20 protein-coding genes and 1 pseudogene are annotated in these 21633 nt (G+C 46.8%); 10 read left to right on the forward strand and 11 right to left on the reverse strand.

Annotated features, from left to right (window positions below; genetic code table 11):
• Positions 1-151: 151 nt before the first annotated feature.
• A complete protein-coding gene (locus KP014_RS02575; RefSeq protein WP_051499655.1) occupies positions 152-1816 on the forward strand; it encodes a histidine kinase N-terminal 7TM domain-containing diguanylate cyclase in 1665 nt (554 codons plus the stop codon).
• Positions 1817-1862: 46 nt separating this feature from the next.
• Here the strand turns inward: KP014_RS02575 and KP014_RS02580 are convergent, their stop codons facing one another.
• Positions 1863-3101 carry an ATP-binding protein gene (locus tag KP014_RS02580; RefSeq protein ID WP_036591849.1) on the reverse strand — a complete coding sequence of 413 codons (1239 nt, stop codon included), beginning with the start codon at positions 3099-3101 and terminating at the stop codon, positions 1863-1865.
• A 95-nt stretch (positions 3102-3196) separates the two neighbouring features.
• On the opposite strand from KP014_RS02580, the gene infC reads away from it, so the two are divergent.
• Positions 3197-3712 carry a translation initiation factor IF-3 gene (infC, locus tag KP014_RS02585; RefSeq protein WP_036591851.1) on the forward strand — a complete coding sequence of 172 codons (516 nt, stop codon included), beginning with the start codon at positions 3197-3199 and terminating at the stop codon, positions 3710-3712.
• 25 nt (positions 3713-3737) lie between these two features.
• Here the strand turns inward: infC and KP014_RS02590 are convergent, their stop codons facing one another.
• The 5 genes from KP014_RS02590 to KP014_RS02605 form a co-directional block, all read right to left on the reverse strand.
• Positions 3738-4022, reverse strand: coding sequence for an alpha/beta-type small acid-soluble spore protein (locus KP014_RS02590; RefSeq protein ID WP_036591855.1), 285 nt, complete (start codon positions 4020-4022; stop codon positions 3738-3740).
• Between the two features lie 141 nt (positions 4023-4163).
• A complete protein-coding gene (locus KP014_RS02595; protein ID WP_036591857.1) occupies positions 4164-4499 on the reverse strand; it encodes a GNAT family N-acetyltransferase in 336 nt (111 codons plus the stop codon).
• A 155-nt stretch (positions 4500-4654) separates the two neighbouring features.
• On the reverse strand, positions 4655-5353 hold the full coding sequence (locus KP014_RS28570; protein WP_246590627.1) for an IS200/IS605 family accessory protein TnpB-related protein: 699 nt from the start codon (positions 5351-5353) through the stop codon (positions 4655-4657).
• On the reverse strand, positions 5350-5832 hold the full coding sequence (locus KP014_RS28575; protein ID WP_246590628.1) for a hypothetical protein: 483 nt from the start codon (positions 5830-5832) through the stop codon (positions 5350-5352). The genes KP014_RS28570 and KP014_RS28575 overlap by 4 nt, the downstream gene beginning before the upstream one ends.
• Positions 5833-5967: 135 nt before the next feature.
• Positions 5968-6741, reverse strand: a complete 774-nt coding sequence (locus KP014_RS02605; RefSeq protein WP_090834523.1) for a sporulation protein — start codon at positions 6739-6741, stop codon at positions 5968-5970.
• Between the two features lie 118 nt (positions 6742-6859).
• Here KP014_RS02605 and KP014_RS02610 point away from each other — a divergent pair, with 118 nt between their 5' ends.
• Positions 6860-7177 carry a transporter gene (locus KP014_RS02610; protein WP_246590629.1) on the forward strand — a complete coding sequence of 106 codons (318 nt, stop codon included), beginning with the start codon at positions 6860-6862 and terminating at the stop codon, positions 7175-7177.
• A 108-nt stretch (positions 7178-7285) separates the two neighbouring features.
• On the opposite strand, the gene KP014_RS02615 is transcribed toward KP014_RS02610, so the two are convergent.
• Together KP014_RS02615 and KP014_RS02620 are read right to left on the reverse strand one after the other, a co-directional pair.
• On the reverse strand, positions 7286-7885 hold the full coding sequence (locus KP014_RS02615; protein ID WP_036601563.1) for a TetR/AcrR family transcriptional regulator: 600 nt from the start codon (positions 7883-7885) through the stop codon (positions 7286-7288).
• Positions 7886-7946: 61 nt separating this feature from the next.
• Complete coding sequence (locus KP014_RS02620) at positions 7947-8999, reverse strand: alpha/beta fold hydrolase (RefSeq protein WP_036601560.1); 1053 nt, start codon at positions 8997-8999, stop codon at positions 7947-7949.
• A gap of 263 nt (positions 9000-9262) precedes the next feature.
• Between KP014_RS02620 and KP014_RS02625 the strand changes: the two genes are divergently transcribed.
• Complete coding sequence (locus KP014_RS02625) at positions 9263-10087, forward strand: MerR family transcriptional regulator (RefSeq protein ID WP_036601557.1); 825 nt, start codon at positions 9263-9265, stop codon at positions 10085-10087.
• A gap of 152 nt (positions 10088-10239) precedes the next feature.
• Positions 10240-11004: an SDR family oxidoreductase gene (locus KP014_RS02630; RefSeq protein ID WP_036601554.1), complete on the forward strand. Its 765-nt coding sequence runs from the start codon at positions 10240-10242 to the stop codon at positions 11002-11004.
• A 64-nt stretch (positions 11005-11068) separates the two neighbouring features.
• Here KP014_RS02630 and KP014_RS02635 read toward each other — a convergent pair whose 3' ends face one another.
• A complete protein-coding gene (locus KP014_RS02635; protein WP_036601550.1) occupies positions 11069-12592 on the reverse strand; it encodes a malate:quinone oxidoreductase in 1524 nt (507 codons plus the stop codon).
• Between the two features lie 573 nt (positions 12593-13165).
• On the opposite strand from KP014_RS02635, the gene KP014_RS02640 reads away from it, so the two are divergent.
• From KP014_RS02640 to KP014_RS02655, 4 genes are all read left to right on the forward strand, one after another.
• Positions 13166-15445 (forward strand): amidase family protein, encoded by a 2280-nt coding sequence (locus tag KP014_RS02640; protein WP_051500486.1) that lies wholly within the window; start codon positions 13166-13168, stop codon positions 15443-15445.
• Positions 15446-15621: 176 nt separating this feature from the next.
• Positions 15622-16101, forward strand: a complete 480-nt coding sequence (locus tag KP014_RS02645; protein WP_036601548.1) for an Lrp/AsnC family transcriptional regulator — start codon at positions 15622-15624, stop codon at positions 16099-16101.
• 323 nt (positions 16102-16424) lie between these two features.
• On the forward strand, positions 16425-17249 hold the full coding sequence (locus KP014_RS02650) for an SDR family oxidoreductase (protein WP_246590630.1): 825 nt from the start codon (positions 16425-16427) through the stop codon (positions 17247-17249).
• A 115-nt stretch (positions 17250-17364) separates the two neighbouring features.
• Complete coding sequence (locus KP014_RS02655; RefSeq protein WP_051500485.1) at positions 17365-17973, forward strand: TetR/AcrR family transcriptional regulator; 609 nt, start codon at positions 17365-17367, stop codon at positions 17971-17973.
• Between the two features lie 97 nt (positions 17974-18070).
• Here the strand turns inward: KP014_RS02655 and helD are convergent, their stop codons facing one another.
• On the reverse strand, positions 18071-20488 hold the full coding sequence (gene helD, locus KP014_RS02660; protein ID WP_036601544.1) for an RNA polymerase recycling motor HelD: 2418 nt from the start codon (positions 20486-20488) through the stop codon (positions 18071-18073).
• Between the two features lie 347 nt (positions 20489-20835).
• On the opposite strand from helD, the pseudogene KP014_RS02665 reads away from it, so the two are divergent.
• Positions 20836-21074 (forward strand): annotated as a pseudogene (locus tag KP014_RS02665) (hypothetical protein).
• A gap of 244 nt (positions 21075-21318) precedes the next feature.
• Here the strand turns inward: KP014_RS02665 and KP014_RS02670 are convergent.
• The gene (locus KP014_RS02670; protein ID WP_036601541.1) at positions 21319-21603 is read right to left on the reverse strand and encodes a hypothetical protein; all 285 of its coding nucleotides are present in this window, start codon (positions 21601-21603) and stop codon (positions 21319-21321) included.
• Positions 21604-21633: the final 30 nt, after the last annotated feature.

Consider the following 21633-nt stretch of genomic DNA (forward strand, 5'->3'; position numbering starts at 1 on the left):
CCAAACTATTGATGGATTAACCAAATCTAGAAAAACACCAAGCATAAATGTTGTATTCTTTCAACTCTAATTATATATTAAAGTTAAGATTTAAAATCCAGTTGCCAAAAAAGATTCCTTATGACTAATATTAGCAAGAAGGTGTAATATATTGGGTTTTGAGGTGTGGGTTGACTTAATATTGTTCTTCGCTCTGTTTGCTCTGTTTGCATACATATTTGCTACTGTTACAATCACGAATCTGCACAAACTCTATCTATTATTCCACTTTGCCATGATGCTATGGCCGTTCTGCCAGTTTGCCATCAAAACAACGGAGAATCCCACCTTTCAATTATTTTATGTGAAGCTCGCGTTTGTGAGCTCGCCTTTACTGACCACAGGATGGCTTCTTTTTACGATTTTCCTCACTGGCCAATCGAAATTTCTGCGAAGAAAAGTATCTTTATTCCTTTTTGTTCCTGCATTATTAGCGGTACTCGGTGTGATCGTCAATCCAAACGGTTGGTTTGTCCTCCCTGTGAACGGCGGTTACATTCAAAGAGCCTATGGGCCAATTTTTTGGTTTAATATTACGATCCTGATGATCCATTTTATAGTTTCGTTATATATCATCTATTTAGCTCTTGTATCAAATAATACGCCTCGTATCAAAAAACAAGTGATGCACATGCTTAGAGGGATTTTGGTGGTAGCCGTGTTCACCATGATGGACATATTCCTAAATGTTATTCTATCCCAATATCTACCGGTCATCCCGGGCATGGCATCTCTTGGTGTATTACTATCTGCTATCATTTTTGTTGTTGCCATTCACCGGGATAAAGTGTTTGATATTGTGAATATCGCTCATCAAGATATTATTGATACGATTGAGCATGGGATTCTGGTGCTGGATGATAATGAAATAGTGGTAGAAATAAATCAGTCGCTGCTTCCCCATATCAATCTGCGTATAGGTGATCAATTCAATATGGCAGACATCTTTCCGCATGGACCTACTGCCGGCAATATCGAATGGTTTCTTCATACTTACCGGGAACGTCCGCTGGAGAGAATAGAAATCGAATTACTACATCCTAGAATCAATCGGCATATCAGTATTCATTCTGCACCCATCATGGTTAGCGGTCTAATGGTTGGGCGGATCATCACGTTTCAGGACATAACCGAGCTTCGGCGCCTCATTGATGAAACCATCCTTCAGAATAAAATCCTGCAAGAACGCAACGAAGCCTTAATCAAAATACAAGATGAGCTGTTCCAAACCAACCGAAAACTTAATCAGATGGCGATTACCGACAGCTTAACAGGCTGCTATAATCGTCATTATTTGACACAGCAGTTAGAGAATGAAGTGATGAAGAACAGGAAATATCAAATTTCCTTTGCCATCCTTTTATTGGATATCGACTTTTTCAAATTGGTCAATGACAATTACGGCCATTTAGCCGGCGATGAAGTGATCTGCAATACGGTGGAAGTAATCAGGCAAACGCTGCGTCGGACTGACATTTTAGCGCGTTATGGCGGAGAAGAATTCATAATCTATTTGCCCAATACGGATGAATCGCAGGCCAAGCTCTTAGCCGAACGGATCAAATCCACAGTGGAATCGAACAAAGTGATCATCGAAAATATAGCCCATTCTGTATCGATTACGATAAGTATGGGACTTCTATCCATTAATGATTTTTCGGTTGAAAATATACTGAACCCCAAATCTTATCTAAATGATTTGTTTGAGTCTGTGGATAAGGCCTTATATCAGGCAAAAAATGAAGGGCGTAACCGGATTATTAGTGTTGTAAGATAGATAAGGTCATCAGAGGTCGTTCATCTGAACTTTATGCAAACAGTGTTTAAGTAGGGATGGTTATAACAAATGTTGTGCCTTTGCCTTTTTCACTGTCGACTTCAATTATCCCTTTAACTTTATTGATCGTACTGTAGGCCATGAGCATACCAAGACCCGTTCCTTCTTCTTTGGTAGAATAATAGGGCTTGCCCAGACGTGATATTTCTTCCTTCGTCATTCCAATTCCTGTGTCCTGGATACTGATAATGATATTTTGCTTTCTCTCCGATATATCAATGATTAGAGTACCGCCGCCCTTGTCTTTCATTGCTTCAATACCATTTTTATATAGATTAATTAAACATTGCTGGATTTGGTTCCTATCATAACTTTTATTTAACGAGTTATTAAAACTAAATTGGACCTCAACTTGATGGATGGTGGCATAAGGTAAAATGAGATTTTTTGTATACTCTGACTCGGCCTTCATGTTGGAATAAACCATATTTTCGGATTGTGGCTTGGCAAATGAAAGATAATCACTCACTATTTTTTCAGCTCGATTTAGTTCTTGTAAAGATAATTCTATATAACCTTTTTCAACCGGTGTTATGGTATTTGATTTATTTAAAAGTTGTAAAAAGCCACTGGTAACCGTAAGAGGATTTCTTATTTCGTGTGAAACGCTGGCCGCCAGCTCACTAACTACATTTAATCTTTCCGATTGTAAAATCCGGTCACGGTTTTTAATATTGGTAATGATTTTCTCGATTAAGAGCATAATGATACCCATCACCACTACATGAGTCGTTAATGCATGAAAGGTGAGAGTCCAGAATTGTCTATCTAATGTCCCCAAAATCATACTTAAAATGATTAGATAAAATCCCATGGTAAGAAAAGAAATAACGGTTGCACATAGTATTCGGCTTTTAGAATCCAGTTTCAAAAACTTTTTACTGAATAAGGGTATCAAAATAAATACAGCCGTTGAATAGAGAAACGAAGGAATAGTTCCGCCGCCGCCCACATAGAACCGGCAGATATTTAATATTAAATATAACGGGAGAACATTCTTGTACCCTCCAAAAAGAGCCACGATAATAAACGGGATGTATCTTAAATCAAAAATAAATCCCATTTCCAGCTTAATAGGTTTGGCAATACAAAGAATCATCGTTACTGCCGATAGTAAAATCAGCATTTTCCTATTATAGGAATGCGTTCTATTTTCAAAAAAAATTAAAACGATTACAACCGGAAAAAGTAAAAACAAGAAATTCAACAGTAAGGTCTCAAACAAGACAAAACTTCCTTTCGGCCTCTGGGCATAATTGAACCGCCAGCGGGTTCCGTATATGATAATCTTATCATGTTTTCTTGGGAGGCTTCGTTAACGTGGCAGTATTCATCAATGAACAAATTAAAGCATCCGAGGTGGTGCTGACTGGACTCAGAGGGGAGAATTTAGGCATCGTCTCCAGAGAGGAGGCGCTGGCTATGGCCCGGTCTGAAAAAGCGGACTTGGTCTGCACATCACTGATGAGCAGTCCACCACCCTGCAGTCTGGTTGCGAAGGGAACAGGAAAAACGGCCGCCAAGAAGAACGCGGCAGCGCATAAAGCAGGCACAGGACGGGGAACAGTGGGCAGCGGCAAGGAGAAGGTCAAGGAGCTTCGCTTCACCGCTCATATTGAGGAGCATGATTACGACACGAAGCTCCGTCAGGCGGATAAGCATCTACGCTCCGGCAAACCGGTACAGTTGGTCGTGAAATCATCCGGCGCCAAAGAAGGGCTCGCCGCCAAGGCTGTGATTGAGCGGCTGGTGGCCGATCTGAAGGAGGCCGGAGTCAAGGACACGGGCATACAGACGGGCGGCAAAGGCTCGCAGGTGAAGTTAAATCCGCGCTGAATGGAAGATATGGTTTAGAACTCTTTTATCGTTGCTCCCTGCCCGCTAATTTCTCTTGGGCGAGACGGATCATTTCCCGAACCATGGAGCCGCCAATTTTGCCGCCGACATGGCCCACCGCTTCTGTAGTCAGGCCCCCATTTTCACCTGGCTGCAGAGGTACACCAAGCTCCTTAGCCACTTCGTATATGACGTCATCCGGCCGATTCGGATCTACGGCATACCCTTCGCGCTTCATTACATTGGCTTTGAAAGTCTGCATGTCCTGTTCCACCCCTGGCACCGCATATTTCCTCTTTCTTCTTGCCATCCTGATACACTCCCTTGATGTCTTTTCCCTAACATGCCCTGAGACACAAATCTTCATCCCGTTTCCGCCGCAACCAAATTTCGCGCTGCTTATGTATGATACGGTAGATACGGTTCACCGCGCTGGCTGAATCCGCAAGTTTTACTTTTTTATCCAAAAAGTATTGAGATAGGCGGTCTTAAACCCTACCCGTTCCATATTTTCGTGGCTGACCGAACCGAACATCACATCCGTATAAACCATCTTAACGCCAAGTTTAACGGCATCAGCAAGCCGAAGCTTAAGCAGAGCCAATTGGCATCCTCTGCCCCGATACGTTTGGAAGGTATAGTCATTTGCAATGTATCCCTCTTCCCCACTCAGAAAAAGCGAACCCATAGCCGCAGGGTTTCCATCAATCCTTAGCATATAATTTATAAAGTCGGATCTGTAAAAATATTCCTTGTACCGCGCAATCATTTCCTCATTGATCTCCATATCACCCGCTGACTGCCCAATCCATCGTATAAATTCTTCCGCACTATTCTCCGTTACCCGGTGAACTCTCCCCCACTTAGCTTACGCATGAAGTGGGGGCTTCTGTTGGCATCGATACAGGGTTGCACACGCTTGCGAGCTTCATGATTGAAGGCTCAACGCCTGTTGCACCCGAATGAGGGAAGCCAACGTCCAATACGTTCGTTTTGCCAGTGAAGGGTCTTTGGCCTCCAAGGACAACCACATCTTTTCAGATGTGGCTTCGTGTTGCGTTGTACAAATCCACTGCCATCAAAAGCAAGCGCGCTTGTATTCGCAGGGTTGACCATGGAAACCCGCATTCCTATGAAATGAGCCATTTCGGTCACTTTTGTTTGGATACGCCGTTTGGCCCAAAACTGGAGTTTGGCACGAAGTCGCTTGGCTCCCCACGTTCCTTTAGGCAAACGCATCTTGCCTAAAAACTCCATGACAATAACATCTGCGCTGTGCTTTTGGGCAAAGGCGATGATTCGATGCGCGGTATCGTGAACGATATGCGTCTGTAAGCCGTTCATCCGCCGCCAGAAATTCGGTTTTGCCCCTATACCGGATTGACGCTGGGCTTGTTTCAGTTTGCCTGTCATTTGGCGCATCCGGTCTTTTTCTTTGGCTTGGTTGATAAATGTCCTCGCCAAGACAGTGCCGTTAGCGTCCATCACGGAACAGACTGCGGAATTCGTTAAGCCTAAATCAACGGCACACACCCGTTGCTTGGAAAGTTCCGCCTGAGTCAACTTCACATCCCCTTCATAGGCGATATGAAGGGCATAGCGTTTTCCTTTTCGGACTAATGTGGGGCTGCATTCTTTCATGCTCCACACGTTACGTTTGAATAGGTTGCTGTCGTATCGGAGGTTCGAACGAACATGTTGCCTTTGTACAAGCAAGGGAACGCCTGATGCTGAGCTTGGAGTGTCGGCGGTTTCTTCGAAAAGCGTTTCCCTTCTTGCCCAGCGTGTTGCCGCTCGGCTTGCCAAAGCTCAAAACGGGAATGATGACTTTTCACAATGCCAAACGCTTCCGCAACAGCACTTCTGCGGAAATAAGAAGGAAACTTATAGAAGCGTTGATCGAATTCAGCGTAGAACGGATTCGGATTATGTTTGGTACGGTGAGTCAGCCGTTCTACCGCCGTCACCACTGCTTGGGTGGATAACGATTCCAAGGCCATAAACTGCTCTTGAATGACCGTAATCAAGAACGTCAGCGCCTCTTGATACACATGAAGAGTCGCATCTAGCATGCGGTGGTGAGACGTAATCGTATGCTTGAGTGTTTTGACCACCTTCATGAGATACGCCTCCATCGCAAGTTTGATGGATCTAGTATAACACAAGAACGTATGTTTGGTGAAGCGGGCGTGTCTAACCCCCACCTTCACTGTTGGGTTAGAGGTGGGGGACTGCGACACTAAATCTGTTCTATATTAGCTGTACCTGGAGATTAGCTGATGCAATTGGCGGGAGACCTCATGTACGCCGCGGCGAAGCTCATTACCGGTAAAGGTCACGCGGATAAAGCTCTCGTCCGTACCCATGGCTTCTGACAAGAAACCGCCAAGTCCGCGAGCTCTGCGGTCAATCTGGATGTAGAGCTCTAAATTGTTGACCCGCGGGAAGAACATTACTTCAAGCTCCTCCAGCGCGCCGCGAAACTCACGCGTCGGCACATACTCGAACTCCTGTACGAAAGGCAAGCCGGCGCCAAGACGGGGAGCATACTCATTGGTCACCTCACGCAGCCTGAAGCCCAGCTCCTCCAGCGCGCCGAATACCACCTGCATGTTATCGCTCGGCAGCACCTCGAGATAATCATGGTCGCTTGGGTCCAGCGCCATCTTGATATCCAGCCCTGTCATCAGCCATACCGGCGTATTGCGGTACGATACAGGCGTACGCTCAGGAACGGTAATTTCAAACGGAATTTCCCGATCCGCCCCTGCCTGAAGCAAAAATCCGTCCGTAATAAGGATGCGCGCGATTTCTACTTCATGAGTTACCTTTCTATCATTTTCTTCTTTCTCATACTGAGTCTTTACATAAATGTAAATCTTGTCAATTTGCTGCTCCACCTGGCCCCCGTGAATGGATACCACTCCGCGCAGCGTACCGCCAGCCACTACCTGAGCCTCCTCGAGCCGAGTGTCCACTTTAGCCGACCCTATGCCGACGCTTGCCAATACCTTTTTGAACATAGACATGTACCGGTTCCACCTCCGCAATAATGCATTCTTATAATACGTTCATGCTATGCAGTACGCTGTATCCGGCTGATCCGTTTCAGCCAAGAACGAACTTTAGTCTAGGCACATGCATAGTATGAAAAGAAGTTATTATGAAGGAGTGAACCAAATGGCTTTTTTGCCACTGCCCGGAACACCCGCTCAAACACTGCCTCCTCCCCCTGCCTTCATTCCCCCGAAACCTGCGGCATTTGGATCTTATATCATTGACTGCTTGCATAATTATACTTATGTCTGGCTTTGGAATGGAGATAGTTTCTGGTATTACCCCACTCGGGTGGAGTACGGAGAAGTTTCAGGTTATCGCTGGAGCGGAGCGTATTGGTTTTATTTCGGAATTGATCCAAGATTTATAAATGCGGTTTCTTGTCCTCCGATTCCTACGCTGTATTAACATTTAAGAAGCAAATGGGGCTATTTGTGATACGGTTCCCCGCGCTGTCTGTAACGGCAAGTTTTTGGGCCATCCTTTGAAGGTGGCTCTTTCATTTGAAAGATTGAACTAGCGTTTCCCGTTTGTCAATAATCGTATTAAGAAGTCCACATCCGGCAACCCGTACTCTTCCTTCTCAACTTCCTCCAAAATAAGACAATTGATGATGTAAAAGTACCAGGCCAACAGCTTCCGTGGATCTCCCGAGGAGAATTCTCCAGCATGCTGCCCTTGAACAAAGATTGGAATCAGCCTGTCGAGTACAACATCCACTGAATGTTGTTCTAGAATCCGTGCCGCCTCCTCTGGAATTTCACCCGTCTTGCGTGCCCTTAGAATGAGCATAAATGCATATTTACTGCTCTCGTCCAGCATGCCTTGGGTTAAAGTCTTGATTTGTTCAAAGGGAGAGCCGGACAAATATTGAAGATTCTCGGTTTCCTTCTTCGCTTCTTCCATTAACTCCTGAACGAGCGTGGTGAATAGCTCTTCTTTGGATTTAAAATATCGGAAAATAAGACCTTCGCTGATACCCGCTTCCGCAGCGATCATACTCGTTTTCGTTCCCGAGTATCCGCGCCGGGCAAATAGTTTAAGCGCCGCTTGCTTAATCTGTTCTCTGCGCTCGTCGCGGATCAGATTCAGCTGGTGTTTATTTAATGGGGACAATGAGCCTCAATCTCCAATCTTATTAAGGAATTATCCTCATAGTACCACGAAATCTCTAAATTTATCGCATCTGCAATTCGTTCTCTGTTCCGGCCGCTAGAGGACGTACCCGCTTCATAAGTTCCTCTAAGAATTGCTCCGGCCGGGAAAAGCAAGCAAGATGGCCGGCATTGCGAATCCGAACATATTCTTTGAAAGGAGCTTCAATCTTGTCGAAGTATGCTTTTGCCGTTGCAGTTGGCGTTATGATATCTTGATCGCCATGCATAATAAAGAAAGGCAATTCAAAGCACAGTCCAACCTTGTCGAAGTCAAAAGCCACTAACTCGTCAAACAGATGGCCAAGGGTGTAATTCATCCCTTTGAAAATATTGATGAGATCACTGAACTTGTGTTCAGGGGAAGAGAGCATAGACGGCAGTATGAGGTCCATAATCATATTTGGCACATCGTTGATCACTTTAACCAAATACTGATTCCTCAGTTCGAAATCTTTGCGGCTCCATCGCGTGGGATCCGGCCCCATTTTCTCGACCAAATGAACTCCCTTCGCATTGCCTGCTTTGCGGAAAGCGTCGAGCGTCACCTTGTACGTTTGATGCTGAGGATCCGGAGCATTTTGATCTGTACCGACATACGCATAAAACAGGTCGGGACGCTGTTTAGCCATCATAATTCCAATCAGACTGCCTACTGAACTGCCGATGAGAATCACTTTCTGATGCCGGAGTTTGTTGCACAGATATTCCGCCAACTCGATGCCGTCCTGAGCAATGCGGTCGAAGGTGATCGTACCGCTTCTGTCTTTTCCGTTCCTAGTGAACGTTTTGCCAGCGCCTCGCTGATCCCATTGAACGATTGTGAAATGTTTCTCCCACGAACGCAATAACGGGCTGAAAATGGAGTACGGGGAAGCTGGTCCGCCATGGATGAACAATAGAACGGGATTATGGTAATTCTCTCCCCGTATAGTTACCCATTGGTCGATATCGCCGATTTTAACGTAACGGCTTTCAACGATACGATTCGGCGTATGAATCTGAAGCAGCCTTGTGTTTTTACGCCGATTGCGTTTTCGCAGTAATAAATCCGGCAGGATGTTCTTTTTACTCATCTTTTGTATCTCCTTTAGAAGCGAATATTGAATTTATAATGAGTGAGTAACTCACTCATCATAAAAGTATATTTTTTCCCGCTTATTGTCAATCGCGTGAATTAGCTCCTGCGAGCTTTTTCCCAAAAAACTTGCCCCTACTTAGGGTACGGTCCACCGCGCGGAACGGCAAATGTTTATTTTAGGCTTTCCTTTACGTGTTCCCTCGTACAAAATATTATAGTCTAAGGAGCAGCCGTTTCACGAAAGGAGTCCGTTTCGATATGTTAAAAATTAGCGCTTTCTCCAAGTTGACCCGAGTCTCCGTTAAAACTTTACGATTTTACGATAACCTGGGGCTGTTAAAACCTGCCGTCGTAGATGAAAATAATGGATATCGATATTATACCGAAGAACAACTTCTAACTGTTAAGCGTATCGTTGCCTTGAAAGAACAAGGCTTCACATTAGAACAAATCAAGCCTCTTCTGGAAAAAAACGTTGTGCCGAAGGCAGTGAAGAACCAGTTAACGGATAAAAAGAAAGAACTTGAGCAGGCCATCCATGCAGCGCAAAATCAGCTTAACGAGATCGATAGAAGGCTAACCCGTATGGAAGAATCGGAAGAGCATTATCATAACCCACCGGCTACAATTCGATATGTAAAACCTCAACTCACTGCTTCCATACGTGACACGATCCCGCGAACACAGCTGTGTCTGATGCTGGACGAAATCTCGCAGTATGTCCGTTCCTACGGAGAGGATGAAGGGCGTTTACTGACGATTTTATGGCATGATTTCGGCAGCATGAATTCAGATCCAGTCGATATCGAGGTCGCACTGCCTCTAACAAAGAATATTCCAAGCAACGGAAGAGTGAAAGTCGGGATCCTCCCAGAATTGAAGGCTGCAGCTTCCCTTGTACACCACTGTAACCCTTACCTCAATTCTTGTCCGGCTGTCACTGAACTCATGTCATGGATCTCATCCCAAAACTTTGTCTATTCCGAAAAGGAACCGGTCCGCGAAATCTATTTAACTTCAGACAAAGATATGTACGGAACATTACGGCTTGCTGAATTGCTCGTCCCCATTGAGTATACGTGATTAACATCCATTTCTATCCCATGTTTCATTCTGCAACTTGCAGCATGATAAACTTGGTTTTTTTATGCAAAAAAATCCGGAGTTTCCTTGACTCTCCCCTTAACTGGAAGGTGTAAAGTAGTGCTGCACAATAAAAAGGAGGAGTGGAACAAATGAAACGACTGGAAGGAAAAATTGCTTTGGTCACAGGAGGAAGCAGAGGGATTGGGAGAGGGATTGCCCTGCGTTTGGCAGAGGATGGGGCTCTGGTTGCAGTTCATTATGGGAACCGCCGTGATGCAGCGGACGATGTCGTTCGCATCATTGAGGAGCAGGGAGGGCAGGCGATTGCGATAGGTGCAGGACTCGAGACCGTGGCTGGGGCGAAGCAGTTGATTCAATCCTTGGAGGAAGCACTCCTTCACCATACCGGAGAAGCCCGGTTTGATATTCTTGTTAACAATGCCGGTATCGGAACTTCAAAATCATTTGAGGAGACAACAGAAGAAGCATTCGACGAGGTATTTGCAGTAAACGTAAAAGCACCGTTCTTCCTCGTCCAGCAAGCTTTGCCGCTTCTGCGTAACGATGGGCGTATCATCAATATCTCTTCAGGTGTTACACGAATCGCATATCCCCACATTATGGCCTACAATCTGACAAAAGGGGCAATAAATACATTCACACTGCATCTTGCCCAATTACTGGGACCGCGCGGGATTACGGTTAATGCTGTTCTTCCCGGCATCGTCGATACGGACGTCAATGCCTCTTGGTTGCACACACCGGAAGGTCAACAGCATGCATCAGAAATGTCGGCCCTCGACCGGGTCGGACAGCCTTCAGATATTGCAGACATCGTAGCCTTCCTCTCTTCTTCGGACAGCCGTTGGGTAACGGGACAAATGGTTGATGCAACAGGCGGTTCACATCTGTAAGCTTAATATAAGGAGCAAAACAATTGTTCTGCTCCTCTTAGCCTTGGCCTACTTCTGACAAACTTTATGAAGTAAATACAGGAGTCTTTTTCTCATGCTCCCATCCTCCATTAGTTAGACCGAGCGACCGCGCGGTTGAAGTGTGAATTTCGTGCATAAGTTCAGGGTGTTCAGGTAGGGACACACCATAAGAAGGAATCATTTCTTTTATTTTCGGTTCCCACGCTTTTATATATTGCGGGAAGCATTTTATGATGACCTCAAGCATGACGGAAACGGCGGTAGAAGCACCCGGAGAAGCGCCGAGCAATGCAGCGATCGACCCATCAGCGGCACTAATCACTTCCGTGCCAAATTGAAGCGTTCCTTTGCCGGAAGCTGTATTTTTGATAATTTGCACACGCTGGCCCGCTACCACTAAATCCCAATCCTCGCTTTTGGCCTTCGGGACAAATTCCCGTAAAGCTTCCATGCGCTGTTCTTTCGATAACATCACTTGCTCGATCAGGTATTTGGTCAGTTGAACGTTTTTGACGCCAGCCGCCAGCATCGTTACGAGATTATCCGGTTTTACAGAGGTTAACAAATCAAACATGGAACCGAATTTTAAGAACTTGGGCGAGAAGCCGGCAAACGGGCCAAAGAACAACGATTCTTTCTTGTCGATAACTCTTGTATCAAGATGCGGAACAGACATGGGAGGAGCGCCAACCGCGGCTTTACCGTATACTTTGGCATGGTGCTGCGCTACAATGTCCGGTTTCTGACACACCATAAATAGTCCGCTTACCGGAAATCCTCCAATGCCTTTTCCTTCAGGGATACCGGATTTCTGCAGCAAATGCAGGCTTCCTCCCCCGCCGCCGATAAAGACGAATTTTGCCGTATGGCGTCTAGCAGTTCCGCTATCCATATTCCGCACTTTCAATTCCCACGAGCCGTCGCTGGTACGGTTAATATCATCAACCTGATGTTTGAACTTCATATCGACGTTGTTACTCTTTAAGTGGTCAAACAATATGCGTGTTAAAGCGCCAAAGTTGACATCCGTTCCCGATTCGATTCTTGTTGCCGCTATAGGCTGATTGAGTGTCCGGTCTTTCATCATAAGCGGAATCCATTTCATCAGTTGCTTTGGGTCATCGGAAAATTCCATCCCTTGAAACAGAGGGTGGTCTGATAGCGCTTTAAATCGTTTTTTTAAAAACGTTACATCCTGTTCCCCTTGTACAAAACTCATATGAGGCACAGGCACGATAAAGTCCCGCGGATTCCGTATCCGATGGCTGTCCACCAGATAAGACCAAAACTGCTTGGAAACCTGATACTCTTCATTCACTGTTATCGCTTTGCTAATATTGACCGATCCGTCCGGTTGTTCGGTGGTGTAGTTCAGCTCGCACAGCGAAGAATGCCCCGTCCCCGCATTATTCCATTCGTTGGAGCTTTCCTCTCCTGCGCTCCCGCGCCGTTCAAAGACGGTGATGTTCCAGTCCGGCACTAATTCTTTCAGCAAAGACCCCAAAGTCGCACTCATGATTCCGGCACCAATTAAAATAACGTCGGTTTTCGTTTGTCCGTTGCTCATTTTTACCGTCCTTATACCCTACGATTTGCAGGAAGGATGTAAGGCGCTCCTGCTTAGGCGCCACAGCAAGCCAGCGCGCGACCGGGTCGCACACCTTTCTGGATCAATGATGATCTAATCTTAGTGTATCACTATTGTTATTAGATTTTAATAATTATCTAATTTTTTATAGAAATATTATACGAATGGATACTTTGATCATGTCACTAATTTCGGGAGTTTTTGCTGTTATTTATGGTAGGGTTCGGCGTACTGTCTGAAACGGCAAGTTTTAAGCAATGAGACCTTTATGTTAATTAAATTAACTTCTTGTAGTTGTGAATTCGCCGCTGATTGGGTAAAAATCGACGGATTCCTCCTCTAAAATATAATACCTCTCCCTAAAATTTAGTGTTTTTATGTAATTAACTGTATGTTGTTTTTAAAATATCTTGTGTTCATGCAGCCACACCAGGAATAAAGGATCGAAAAACTTCTGTTGCCTACGGGGCGAAAAACGCCAAAATGCAAACTGTTTAATATTTTCATAGTGTTATATCATGTTTTGAAATAAACGTACAGGAGGTGCAGCATTTGCTCAAAAAATTAAAAGTCTACATGAACCTATCATCGAATCGGGCCATAAAACGATCCAAAGGCGTGTCCATTTCCCGGATTGCGCGAACCGCCGTCTGGCGCCTTGTACCTGTTGCGATCATTAGCGCGCTCCTCTTTACGGGCCCACTGCCTATGACGGCGTTTGCAGCAAGCGATGTCGATATCGTCGATATCGGTGTCGTCAGGCTGGCCGATGCTTTGGAAGCCGGGGAGATCACCAGCGTTGAGGCAGTCCAGCAGTACCTGGACCGGATCAAAGCATATGACAAAGAGATTAACGGCAAACCAGGCTTGGGCACTATCGTGACGCTCAACGAAGATGCGCTCGCCCAAGCTGCCGAGCTTGATGCCGAACGTAAGAGCGGCAAGGTTCGCGGCCCGCTGCACGGCATCCCCGTTCTCGTAAAGGACAACATTAATACGGCCGATATGCCTACAAGCCATGGCAATCAAGCTCTCGCCACCTACCAACCGCTTGAGGACGCGACCGTCGTCAAGCGGCTTAAAGACGCCGGAGCAATTATCTTGGGGAAGACGAACATGGCCGAGTTCGCTATGTTCTGGGACACCGTCAGCTCCGTCCACGGCCGTACATATAACCCGTACGACCTCTCGAAAAATATTAACGGGTCCAGCGGCGGCACGGGTGCCGCGGTTGCCGCGAGCTTGGCGGCGATTGGCCTCGGAACCGAGTCTTGCGGCTCCATTACCGACGTCTCCGCGTTTACAAACCTGGTTGGCTTCCGTCCGACGGTCGGACTCGGCTCCATGGCGGGGGTCGATTACAACCCGCTCGGAGATGCGGTCGGACCGCTCGCGCTATCGGTCCAGGACGCGGCCATGCTGCTCGATGTGATCGCCGGAACCGACCCCAAGGACCCATGGACCGTTGAAGCGGATGCCAATAAACCGAAATCCTATGTCGATTCGCTGTCCGATACGTCTCTCAAGGGCGCGCGGATCGGGTACGTAGTCGCTCCGTTCGGCGGATACGACTATATCCCCGGTTCAGAATCCGATGCCACCCTCTCGGTTGTCGACGAAGCGGTCGCCGATCTGGAAGCTCAAGGCGCCACGGTTGTGAAAATCCCGCTGAATCGGAGTTGGTGGAACACTTACGCCCCTGCGGACGCATCTTATTGGGCGACGACCGGACACGAAGATTACTTCGTACGCACCAAAGCGGAGTGGCCGGTGGGCTTGGCCGCACTGACCGAGCCTTTCGACAAAATCAACTTCGGCGACATCATCGCCGGCAGCCCTGACATGGAAAAAACCGCTAAAGAATGGTTGTCGTGGGACGATAAACAGCCGCGTGACGAAAAAGGCTTCGCTGCCGCAGTCGACGCACGGAAGGTGTTCGCGGAAGGCGTAGACGGAATTTTCTCTGAATACCAGCTCGACGCACTAGCATATCCGACGGTCGCGGCTCCGCCGGCGACGGTCCACGAAGACCCGGCCGTACTCATCGACCCCGAACAGTTCGGCACCCATTGCGGCTGGGCTAACTACACCGGACGCCCCGTTGTCACCGTACCAGCCGGGTTCGCCGACGACTTCCCCGTCGGAATCAGCTTGCTCGGTTCGAAGTACGCGGATGCCGAGTTGCTCAGCTTTGCATACGACTTGCAAGAATCCACACGCGACCGCAAGGCACCTAAGCTGACGCCTTCGTTGCTTGCAGGTGGTTCATCCGGCGGCTATCCGAAGCCGGCTGCGGCGCTTCAGGATATCAAAGGACATTGGGCGGAGGTGCAGATCCGAGAAGCTTTCAGCAGGGGACTTATAAAGGGCGATCCGGATCGGAAGTTCCGCCCGGATGATCCCGTTACACGAACGGAATTTATCGGCCTACTCGTCCGAACGCTGCAACTGCAGAAGAGTAACAGCGGGCTGAACTTTACCGATCAGGCGGATATTCCGGAATGGGCGAGGGAGGATATCGCAGCAGCGGTTCATCTCGGTATCGTTACTGGCTACGAGGACGGGACGTTCCGTCCGAATCGGTCAATTACTCGCGCGGAGATGGCCGTACTGCTCGGGAAAGCTGCCGGTTTGGCACAAGACGGACAATCAGGGGTTCGTTTTGCCGACAGCGATGAAATTCCCGAATGGGCCTCGGCTTCCGTCTTGGCCGTGACGCAGGCACAGCTGATGAACGGGCGAAGCGTGAACCGTTTCGAACCGAATGCCGCGTTGACACGGGCTGAAGCGACGGTGATTCTGGGGAGGTTGCAGGGACTCAAGTCTGAATAGCATTCAAAGTTATGAAAATATAGCGGAGCTGCCGATTATTCGGGCTTCGCTTTTTCATTTTTCGTGAAATTCAGTTAAAAATTAAAATACTAATTGTTATTACAATTACAATGGGATAAAATTAGAAAAATGTTGTTGTATTTCTTTAAAAACAAATACATAAAAGGTGACTCCCTATGACAAAAGCTACGAATCATGAGTATGTTCCTGACGAGGTAGATCATCAACTCATTCGGATTTTGACCAACGACGGACGCGCATCATACCGGGAGCTAGCGCAATATGTATCGTTGTCCGAGACTCGGATACGCGTTAGAATGCAAAGACTGATCCGAGAAGGGTACATCCGCATCGTAGCGATTCCCAACTTAATCAAATTGAATGCAGCCCAAATAGCCATGCTAGGCATCCAGGTGTCGGGTAATATCGAAAAGGTTGCCGACATTCTTGCCGAATACGAACAAATCACATTTTTGACGATCTGCGCGGGAAATTATGAGATTATCGTTGAAGTAGCCTACCATAACACAAACTCCTTACTGGAAATCATTCAAAAGATTCGCAGCATTCCCGACGTAAAAAACACGGACTCGTTTGTCTATTTGAAGACGTCGAAGTCGCTGTATTCGGCCGACCCTGGAATCATGAGTTTTTGAACCTGTGGCAGACACCCTGCATTGGATTCGTCATTACTCAACACACTTCTGCCAGGCTTCTTCAGGTTTTCCCAAAAAACTTTGCTGCTTTTATGACATGGTTCAGCTTAACGGAATCATCGGCTAACAATGCGAAAGGAGGTGCCTCGGCAGTTCCTTCGTTGTTGTTTGTATTGAACATCGGTGATAGTGCCTACTTAGTCGATCAAAAAATGAGTCGTTCGTTGACAAACGGATTACTGTATAATAGGATTAGAATGAGCATTCGATCTAATCTATTGTTAGCTATAGAATGAATGTTCAATTTATATATTGGAGGTTTTATGATGAGTAAAACAGTCTTTATTACGGGGACCAGTTCAGGATTGGGTAAACTAACGGCGATTCGATTTGCTCAATTGGGCTGGAACGTAGCGGCCACCATTCGTACGCCCGAGAAAGAAACCGAACTTACGGCTTATGACAATATTAAAATTTTTAAACTGGATGTCACAAAAGTGGAGCAGGTTCAAATGGCCGTGGAACAAGCCATAGCCGCATTCGGGAAAATTGATGTCGTCGTCAATAATGCCGGTATGGGCACTTACGGCCCGTTGGAGCTAGCCAAAGAGGACGCGATCGATTGGCAGTTCGCCGTTAATACGCGGGGACCGATCAATGTTATTCGTAAATTTTTGCCGCATTACAGAGCTAATCGAGGGGGCATGTTTATCAATATCAGCTCCTTCATGGGGATCACGACAGCGGTGCCGCTTGGATCGCTTTATAACATGTCCAAGTTCGCTTTGGAAGGATTGACGGAAGGTCTTTATTACGAACTGAAGCCGTTCAATATCGAGCTTAGATTGATCGAGCAGGGCGGGTCTACAGGAAATAATTTTAAGGAAAGTATCACTTGGAACAGAGATGAGAACCTTAAAGACTACGATGATTTGATGGCGAAAGTGCAACATTTAATGAATACCGCTGATACCAGCGGCCGTCTGGATGACCCTCAAATCATTGTGGATGCCATTGTCGCTCTGGCGACGGGGGAAAGCAAGAAGTTCCGTACCGTTATCGGCGCAACAGGCAACGACCTGATGGCTCTTAGAAACTCTGTGCCGATTGAGGATTATTTGGAGACAATCGCTAAAAATTATATGTAACGATATTATAACCTTCTCCCGCTACTACCATGAGGCTGTATTGACTGAAGAACGTATTAAGTATATTCTAAATCAGAATGAACGTTCGATTTGATGGTGGGAAAGGAAGAGCTAAATGTTTGAGAAATACAACAAGGTGCAGCGGGCCGTCCTCGACACGACACTTAACATTATCATTCGGAAGGAATTACAGGCGACCTCAATGGCGCTAATAGCCAAGGAATCTGGCGTATCGACCGGGAACATTTATCATTACTTTCAAAGTAAAGAAGATATTGTAAATGAATTGTACAAAGCAATTGTCACATTCAACGGAGAGTATGTGCGCGAAGGTTTATTGCAGGGCAAAACGATTCGTGAAAAGTTCGAATTAGGTTGGAATCGGGTTGTCGACTTGGGTAAAAAATATCCACAGGGCTTTCAATTTATTGAGCAGTATTCATTCTCGCCTTACATTTATGACGAGGTGAAGCAGGCAGTCTATACAGATGGCTGGTGCGGGCCTATGAACAAGTTGTATGAAGAAGCCATTCAGCAGAAGTTGTTTATCCCCCTGAATCCGAAGCTGATGGTGCAGATGCATTACGGGACATTAGTTTACATTTTGAAAGCCCATCTGCAAGGGATCTTCGAATTAACCAGCGACAGCGTGCATGAAGTAATCCGTTCCTGTTGGAAGGCTGTGCAACTCGCGGATGATAAGCTTGATCATATGTTAGAATAGACAATCAAGACCCATCGAAATTAGAAATTCGATGGGTCTCTTCATTTTAGCACCATGAGCGCGGACTTATTCGATACCTATATCCAAAAGCACCCTCTTATTGCTCTACCTCATACAAGGACTTATCCAATGCCTGAATGAATGGGGTCCACTCTCCTGCTGCGTACAGCAGAAGCCGATGCATAGCACGCGTGCATGCGGTATAAAAAAGCTTGCGCTCGCTCTCCCGATGATACGTCTGCGAAGATGCGTCGTAGATTAGAACGGCATCGAATTCAACGCCCTTAGCGAGATACACGGGGATTATCAAAGTTCCCTTCTCAAAGGTGGGCGTGCTCTTCGTCACAAGCTTCAGCCCCTGGCATCCCTGAGACGTCAAGAGATCATAAGCCTCTTTGCTTTCGGCCGCTGTCTTCGTAATGACGCCGATGGAGACGAAGCCTTCCGCCTGAAGCGCCGCGAGATGCTCAGCTATTCGCGCTGCCCGCTTCTCGCCGCTGCCCGCCTTAGAAAGGAGCGGTCTCCTGCCGCTTCGTTCAAAGGATACGATCTCCTTGGCATTCGGCAGCAGAGACTTCGTGAATTCCACAATCTCGCGGGTTGACCGGTAACTGCGAACCAGGCGGAACAAGCTCGTGTCAGATCCTCCGTAAAGCCGGATGAGCGGCGAATCTTCACCATACAGCTCCGTTGCCTGAGCAAAAATGGCCTGACCGAAATCGCCAAGCACCGTCATACGGGCACGGGGGAACACTTTGTTGAGGAACTCATATTGAAACATCGAATAATCCTGACCCTCATCGACGATTACATGCCGTATCTCCGTGTTCGTCCGAACGCACTCGATGAGCTCTTTTAAATACAGGTACGGTGTCGCATCTTCATAGAAGAGTTCGAGCCGGCCGAGCTTCTCCTTGGTCTGATCACAGATTTCCGGCCAAAGCGAGGGCATCGCCGCTCCATTGGTCATCTTCTTAAAAGCATCTTCATCTTGAAACAGCTGGACGTACAGCTGGGCCATATCGATGAACAACATCCGCTTCACGCTTCGCTTCAGCGGTTTAAACTGCTCCTTCACGATCATCCGGCGCAGCAGCTCTTCCTCCCGCTCGGCATAGTCGAAATCGCCCTCGTCCGGTCTGCGCTTGCTGTCCAGCCTTTCGCGGACCTTTTCATACTGCTCGGCAAAGTCAAACACGCCCCTCTCCTTGTGCAGTGCATGATACGCTTCGGCGTACTGATCCTTGCCCAGATAATCCAGCTCCTCCTGCACCCAGAGCGCCTCACATTCCTTGCTTTCGAGCAAGGTCAATTCACGCAGCAGCCACTCCTGCAGCATAGCAATGCGATTGGTCATGCGAATGGAAGGATCATAGCTATAAAATGTGGATTCCATTTGCTTGGCCGTGATCAAATCACGATCCCGAAAGCGGATGCTTTTGAAGCGCATGCCCTCCTGCTCCAGCCACTGCGCATAATTCTGAAGAGCTTGCAGAAAGTCTGCGGATGCCTTATACTCAATCCCTTTTATCCGGGCCTCATACCCTTGGCTTGATGCTTCTGTCAGCACGTATTCGATCTGGTCAAAGGGGTCTTCTATATGGAACGTCTTGCCAAGCCAGTGGTCCAGATATTCCTGGAAGGTCGTCTGCTGCATGTTTTCTTCACCGAGCTCGGGAAGAACGGTAGATACATAGCTGTTAAACATCGGATTAGGCGAGAAAAGAACGATTTGGTGCGCCTTGAGCCGCTCGCGGTGCTTATACAGCAGGTACGCCACCCGCTGCAGCGCCGCCGAGGTTTTCCCGCTGCCGGCCGACCCCTGCACGACGAGCATCCGGCTTTTGTCTTCGCGGATAATGGCGTTTTGCTCCTTCTGGATCGTCGCGACAATGCTCTTCATCTGATTGTCCGCGCCCTTGCCAAGCACCTGCTGCAGTAATTCGTCTCCGATCGTTACGCTCGTGTCGAACACGTTCTGAAGTCTGCCCTCGCGGATCTGATACTGCCGTTTCAGCTTCATCGTCCCCGGGATGGTTCCGTCCGGCGTGTCATATCCAGCCGCTCCCGGGGAATAATCGTAATACATACTCGCGATTGGAGTACGCCAGTCATAGACCAGGAAACTCATGCCGTCTGAATCGACGAAAGATGACACGCCGATATAGACCTGCTCGGTAGAGCTTAAGCCATCCTCGTGGAAATCAATGCGCCCAAAGTAGGGAGATGACAGCAGCCGTTTCATGTTTTTCCATTGCTGCACGCGTTGCCTGTGGCTTCGCTCCCGTTCGGACAATAATGCTTCTTGCTGCCTGATACTGTAGAAGGTCTCTTCAAAATCTTCGTCCGTACTTGTGTTTACGGTAACTTCCTGCCAAAATTGTTTGCGGATGTCCACCGCCTGATCATGCAGCCCGGCCACCTCCGGCTCCAGTTCGGTGATTCTCGCTTGCAGCTTTTCCGTAACCAGCTCCAGCCGGTCCTGTTCTTGCTTCCAATCCTCCGCGCTTATCATCTTCCTGCATGCACTCCTTCATTTAAATTTGAAGAAAAAGAAAGTTTGACAAACCGTAATGTCGTGTGGTAAGATAAAAGTGTAAATAAGATGGGTTTTCCACGTAGTTTTTTTAAACGACACCAGTAGTTCTTCAATCATAGCATAGTGCTTCTTTGTGTGCAAACTTTATTTATGCATAGTTGAACCCCCGGCGGGATTGCCGGGGGTTTTTTGATTTAACTCTTACGCCGCTCGTCGAAAGCACGTTTCAAATTAGATGACGAAGGCCGGATCACTGTTTACATTTTATGGGGGATATTGTATAAATTCAAAGCCAATACGAAAGACAGAAAAGGAGGATCTGCATGCACAGAGTGATCAAAATCAGATTTACGCTCTTTTACGGTGAGGCGCCTGAAGCAAAATGTTACGGGTACATGGAGTTGAATCAAGATGGCAATATGATCGCGCTCTACAATAGGTACGGTGAGGAAATAGACATGTATGGCGGACATGAATATGTCAGGGTACGGGCACTTGGCAAATTCGATGACGAAGACCGTGATAATTTTTTTCCTTGTTAGAAAGTAATGGTGTGGGATAATCTGCACGATAGCCTGACGATTCCGGTGCCAAGGCACTACGAAAAGTCAAATTTATCAATTTCAAATAGTTAAAAAAGAAATTTCAGACTTGCCTTAGTTCCCGTTGGTTGTGTTCTCAATGTCAATTGTTCCTAGCCGCAATTAAGGCTCTTGTCCTCTTACACCCTTGTAAATAAAAAAGAATCCTTATAGAATAAGGATTCTCACAGGAAGTTTTACGTTAATCACACTTAAACAATTAAATTACTTATTTTTCTTTTGAAAAAGAAAAATGTAAATGACAAAAAATATTAATGTAACTATAAATATAGTGTAGAGTAACCGTTCAGTTTGTAATTCATAAATGGGATTGAAGCCATTAATATCTTGGCTCTTATTAGTCAGCCTCCAAAGTGGAGCATATGTTACTTCTTGAACAGTAAGATTATTCTCCGGGCCCCATACTTTTTTAACCGGAACAAATAAGACACCAAGTATAAAAACTAATACACCATATATGATAAGCAAGATATTCCTCTGGTTACCCATCGCAATCCTCCCTCCATCCAAACTAGTTCT

This window comes from Paenibacillus sophorae, from assembly GCF_018966525.1.
GTDB lineage: Bacteria > Bacillota > Bacilli > Paenibacillales > Paenibacillaceae > Paenibacillus_AQ > Paenibacillus_AQ sophorae.

What these genes read in the sequence shown, in the direction of transcription:
- KP014_RS28570 (WP_246590627.1), bottom strand. Translation starts at nt 5,353, where the DNA reads ATGAAAGAATGCAGCCCCACATTAGTCCGAAAAGGAAAACGCTATGCC.
- KP014_RS02590 (WP_036591855.1), bottom strand. Translation starts at nt 4,022, where the DNA reads ATGGCAAGAAGAAAGAGGAAATATGCGGTGCCAGGGGTGGAACAGGAC.
- KP014_RS02610 (WP_246590629.1), top strand. Translation starts at nt 6,860, where the DNA reads ATGAAAAGAAGTTATTATGAAGGAGTGAACCAAATGGCTTTTTTGCCA.
- KP014_RS02625 (WP_036601557.1), top strand. Translation starts at nt 9,263, where the DNA reads ATGTTAAAAATTAGCGCTTTCTCCAAGTTGACCCGAGTCTCCGTTAAA.
- KP014_RS02605 (WP_090834523.1), bottom strand. Translation starts at nt 6,741, where the DNA reads ATGTCTATGTTCAAAAAGGTATTGGCAAGCGTCGGCATAGGGTCGGCT.
- KP014_RS02595 (WP_036591857.1), bottom strand. Translation starts at nt 4,499, where the DNA reads ATGGAGATCAATGAGGAAATGATTGCGCGGTACAAGGAATATTTTTAC.
- KP014_RS02650 (WP_246590630.1), top strand. Translation starts at nt 16,425, where the DNA reads ATGATGAGTAAAACAGTCTTTATTACGGGGACCAGTTCAGGATTGGGT.
- KP014_RS02670 (WP_036601541.1), bottom strand. Translation starts at nt 21,603, where the DNA reads ATGGGTAACCAGAGGAATATCTTGCTTATCATATATGGTGTATTAGTT.
- KP014_RS02655 (WP_051500485.1), top strand. Translation starts at nt 17,365, where the DNA reads ATGTTTGAGAAATACAACAAGGTGCAGCGGGCCGTCCTCGACACGACA.
- KP014_RS02645 (WP_036601548.1), top strand. Translation starts at nt 15,622, where the DNA reads ATGACAAAAGCTACGAATCATGAGTATGTTCCTGACGAGGTAGATCAT.
- KP014_RS28575 (WP_246590628.1), bottom strand. Translation starts at nt 5,832, where the DNA reads ATGAAGGTGGTCAAAACACTCAAGCATACGATTACGTCTCACCACCGC.
- KP014_RS02620 (WP_036601560.1), bottom strand. Translation starts at nt 8,999, where the DNA reads ATGAGTAAAAAGAACATCCTGCCGGATTTATTACTGCGAAAACGCAAT.
- helD (WP_036601544.1), bottom strand. Translation starts at nt 20,488, where the DNA reads ATGATAAGCGCGGAGGATTGGAAGCAAGAACAGGACCGGCTGGAGCTG.
- KP014_RS02630 (WP_036601554.1), top strand. Translation starts at nt 10,240, where the DNA reads ATGAAACGACTGGAAGGAAAAATTGCTTTGGTCACAGGAGGAAGCAGA.
- KP014_RS02635 (WP_036601550.1), bottom strand. Translation starts at nt 12,592, where the DNA reads ATGAGCAACGGACAAACGAAAACCGACGTTATTTTAATTGGTGCCGGA.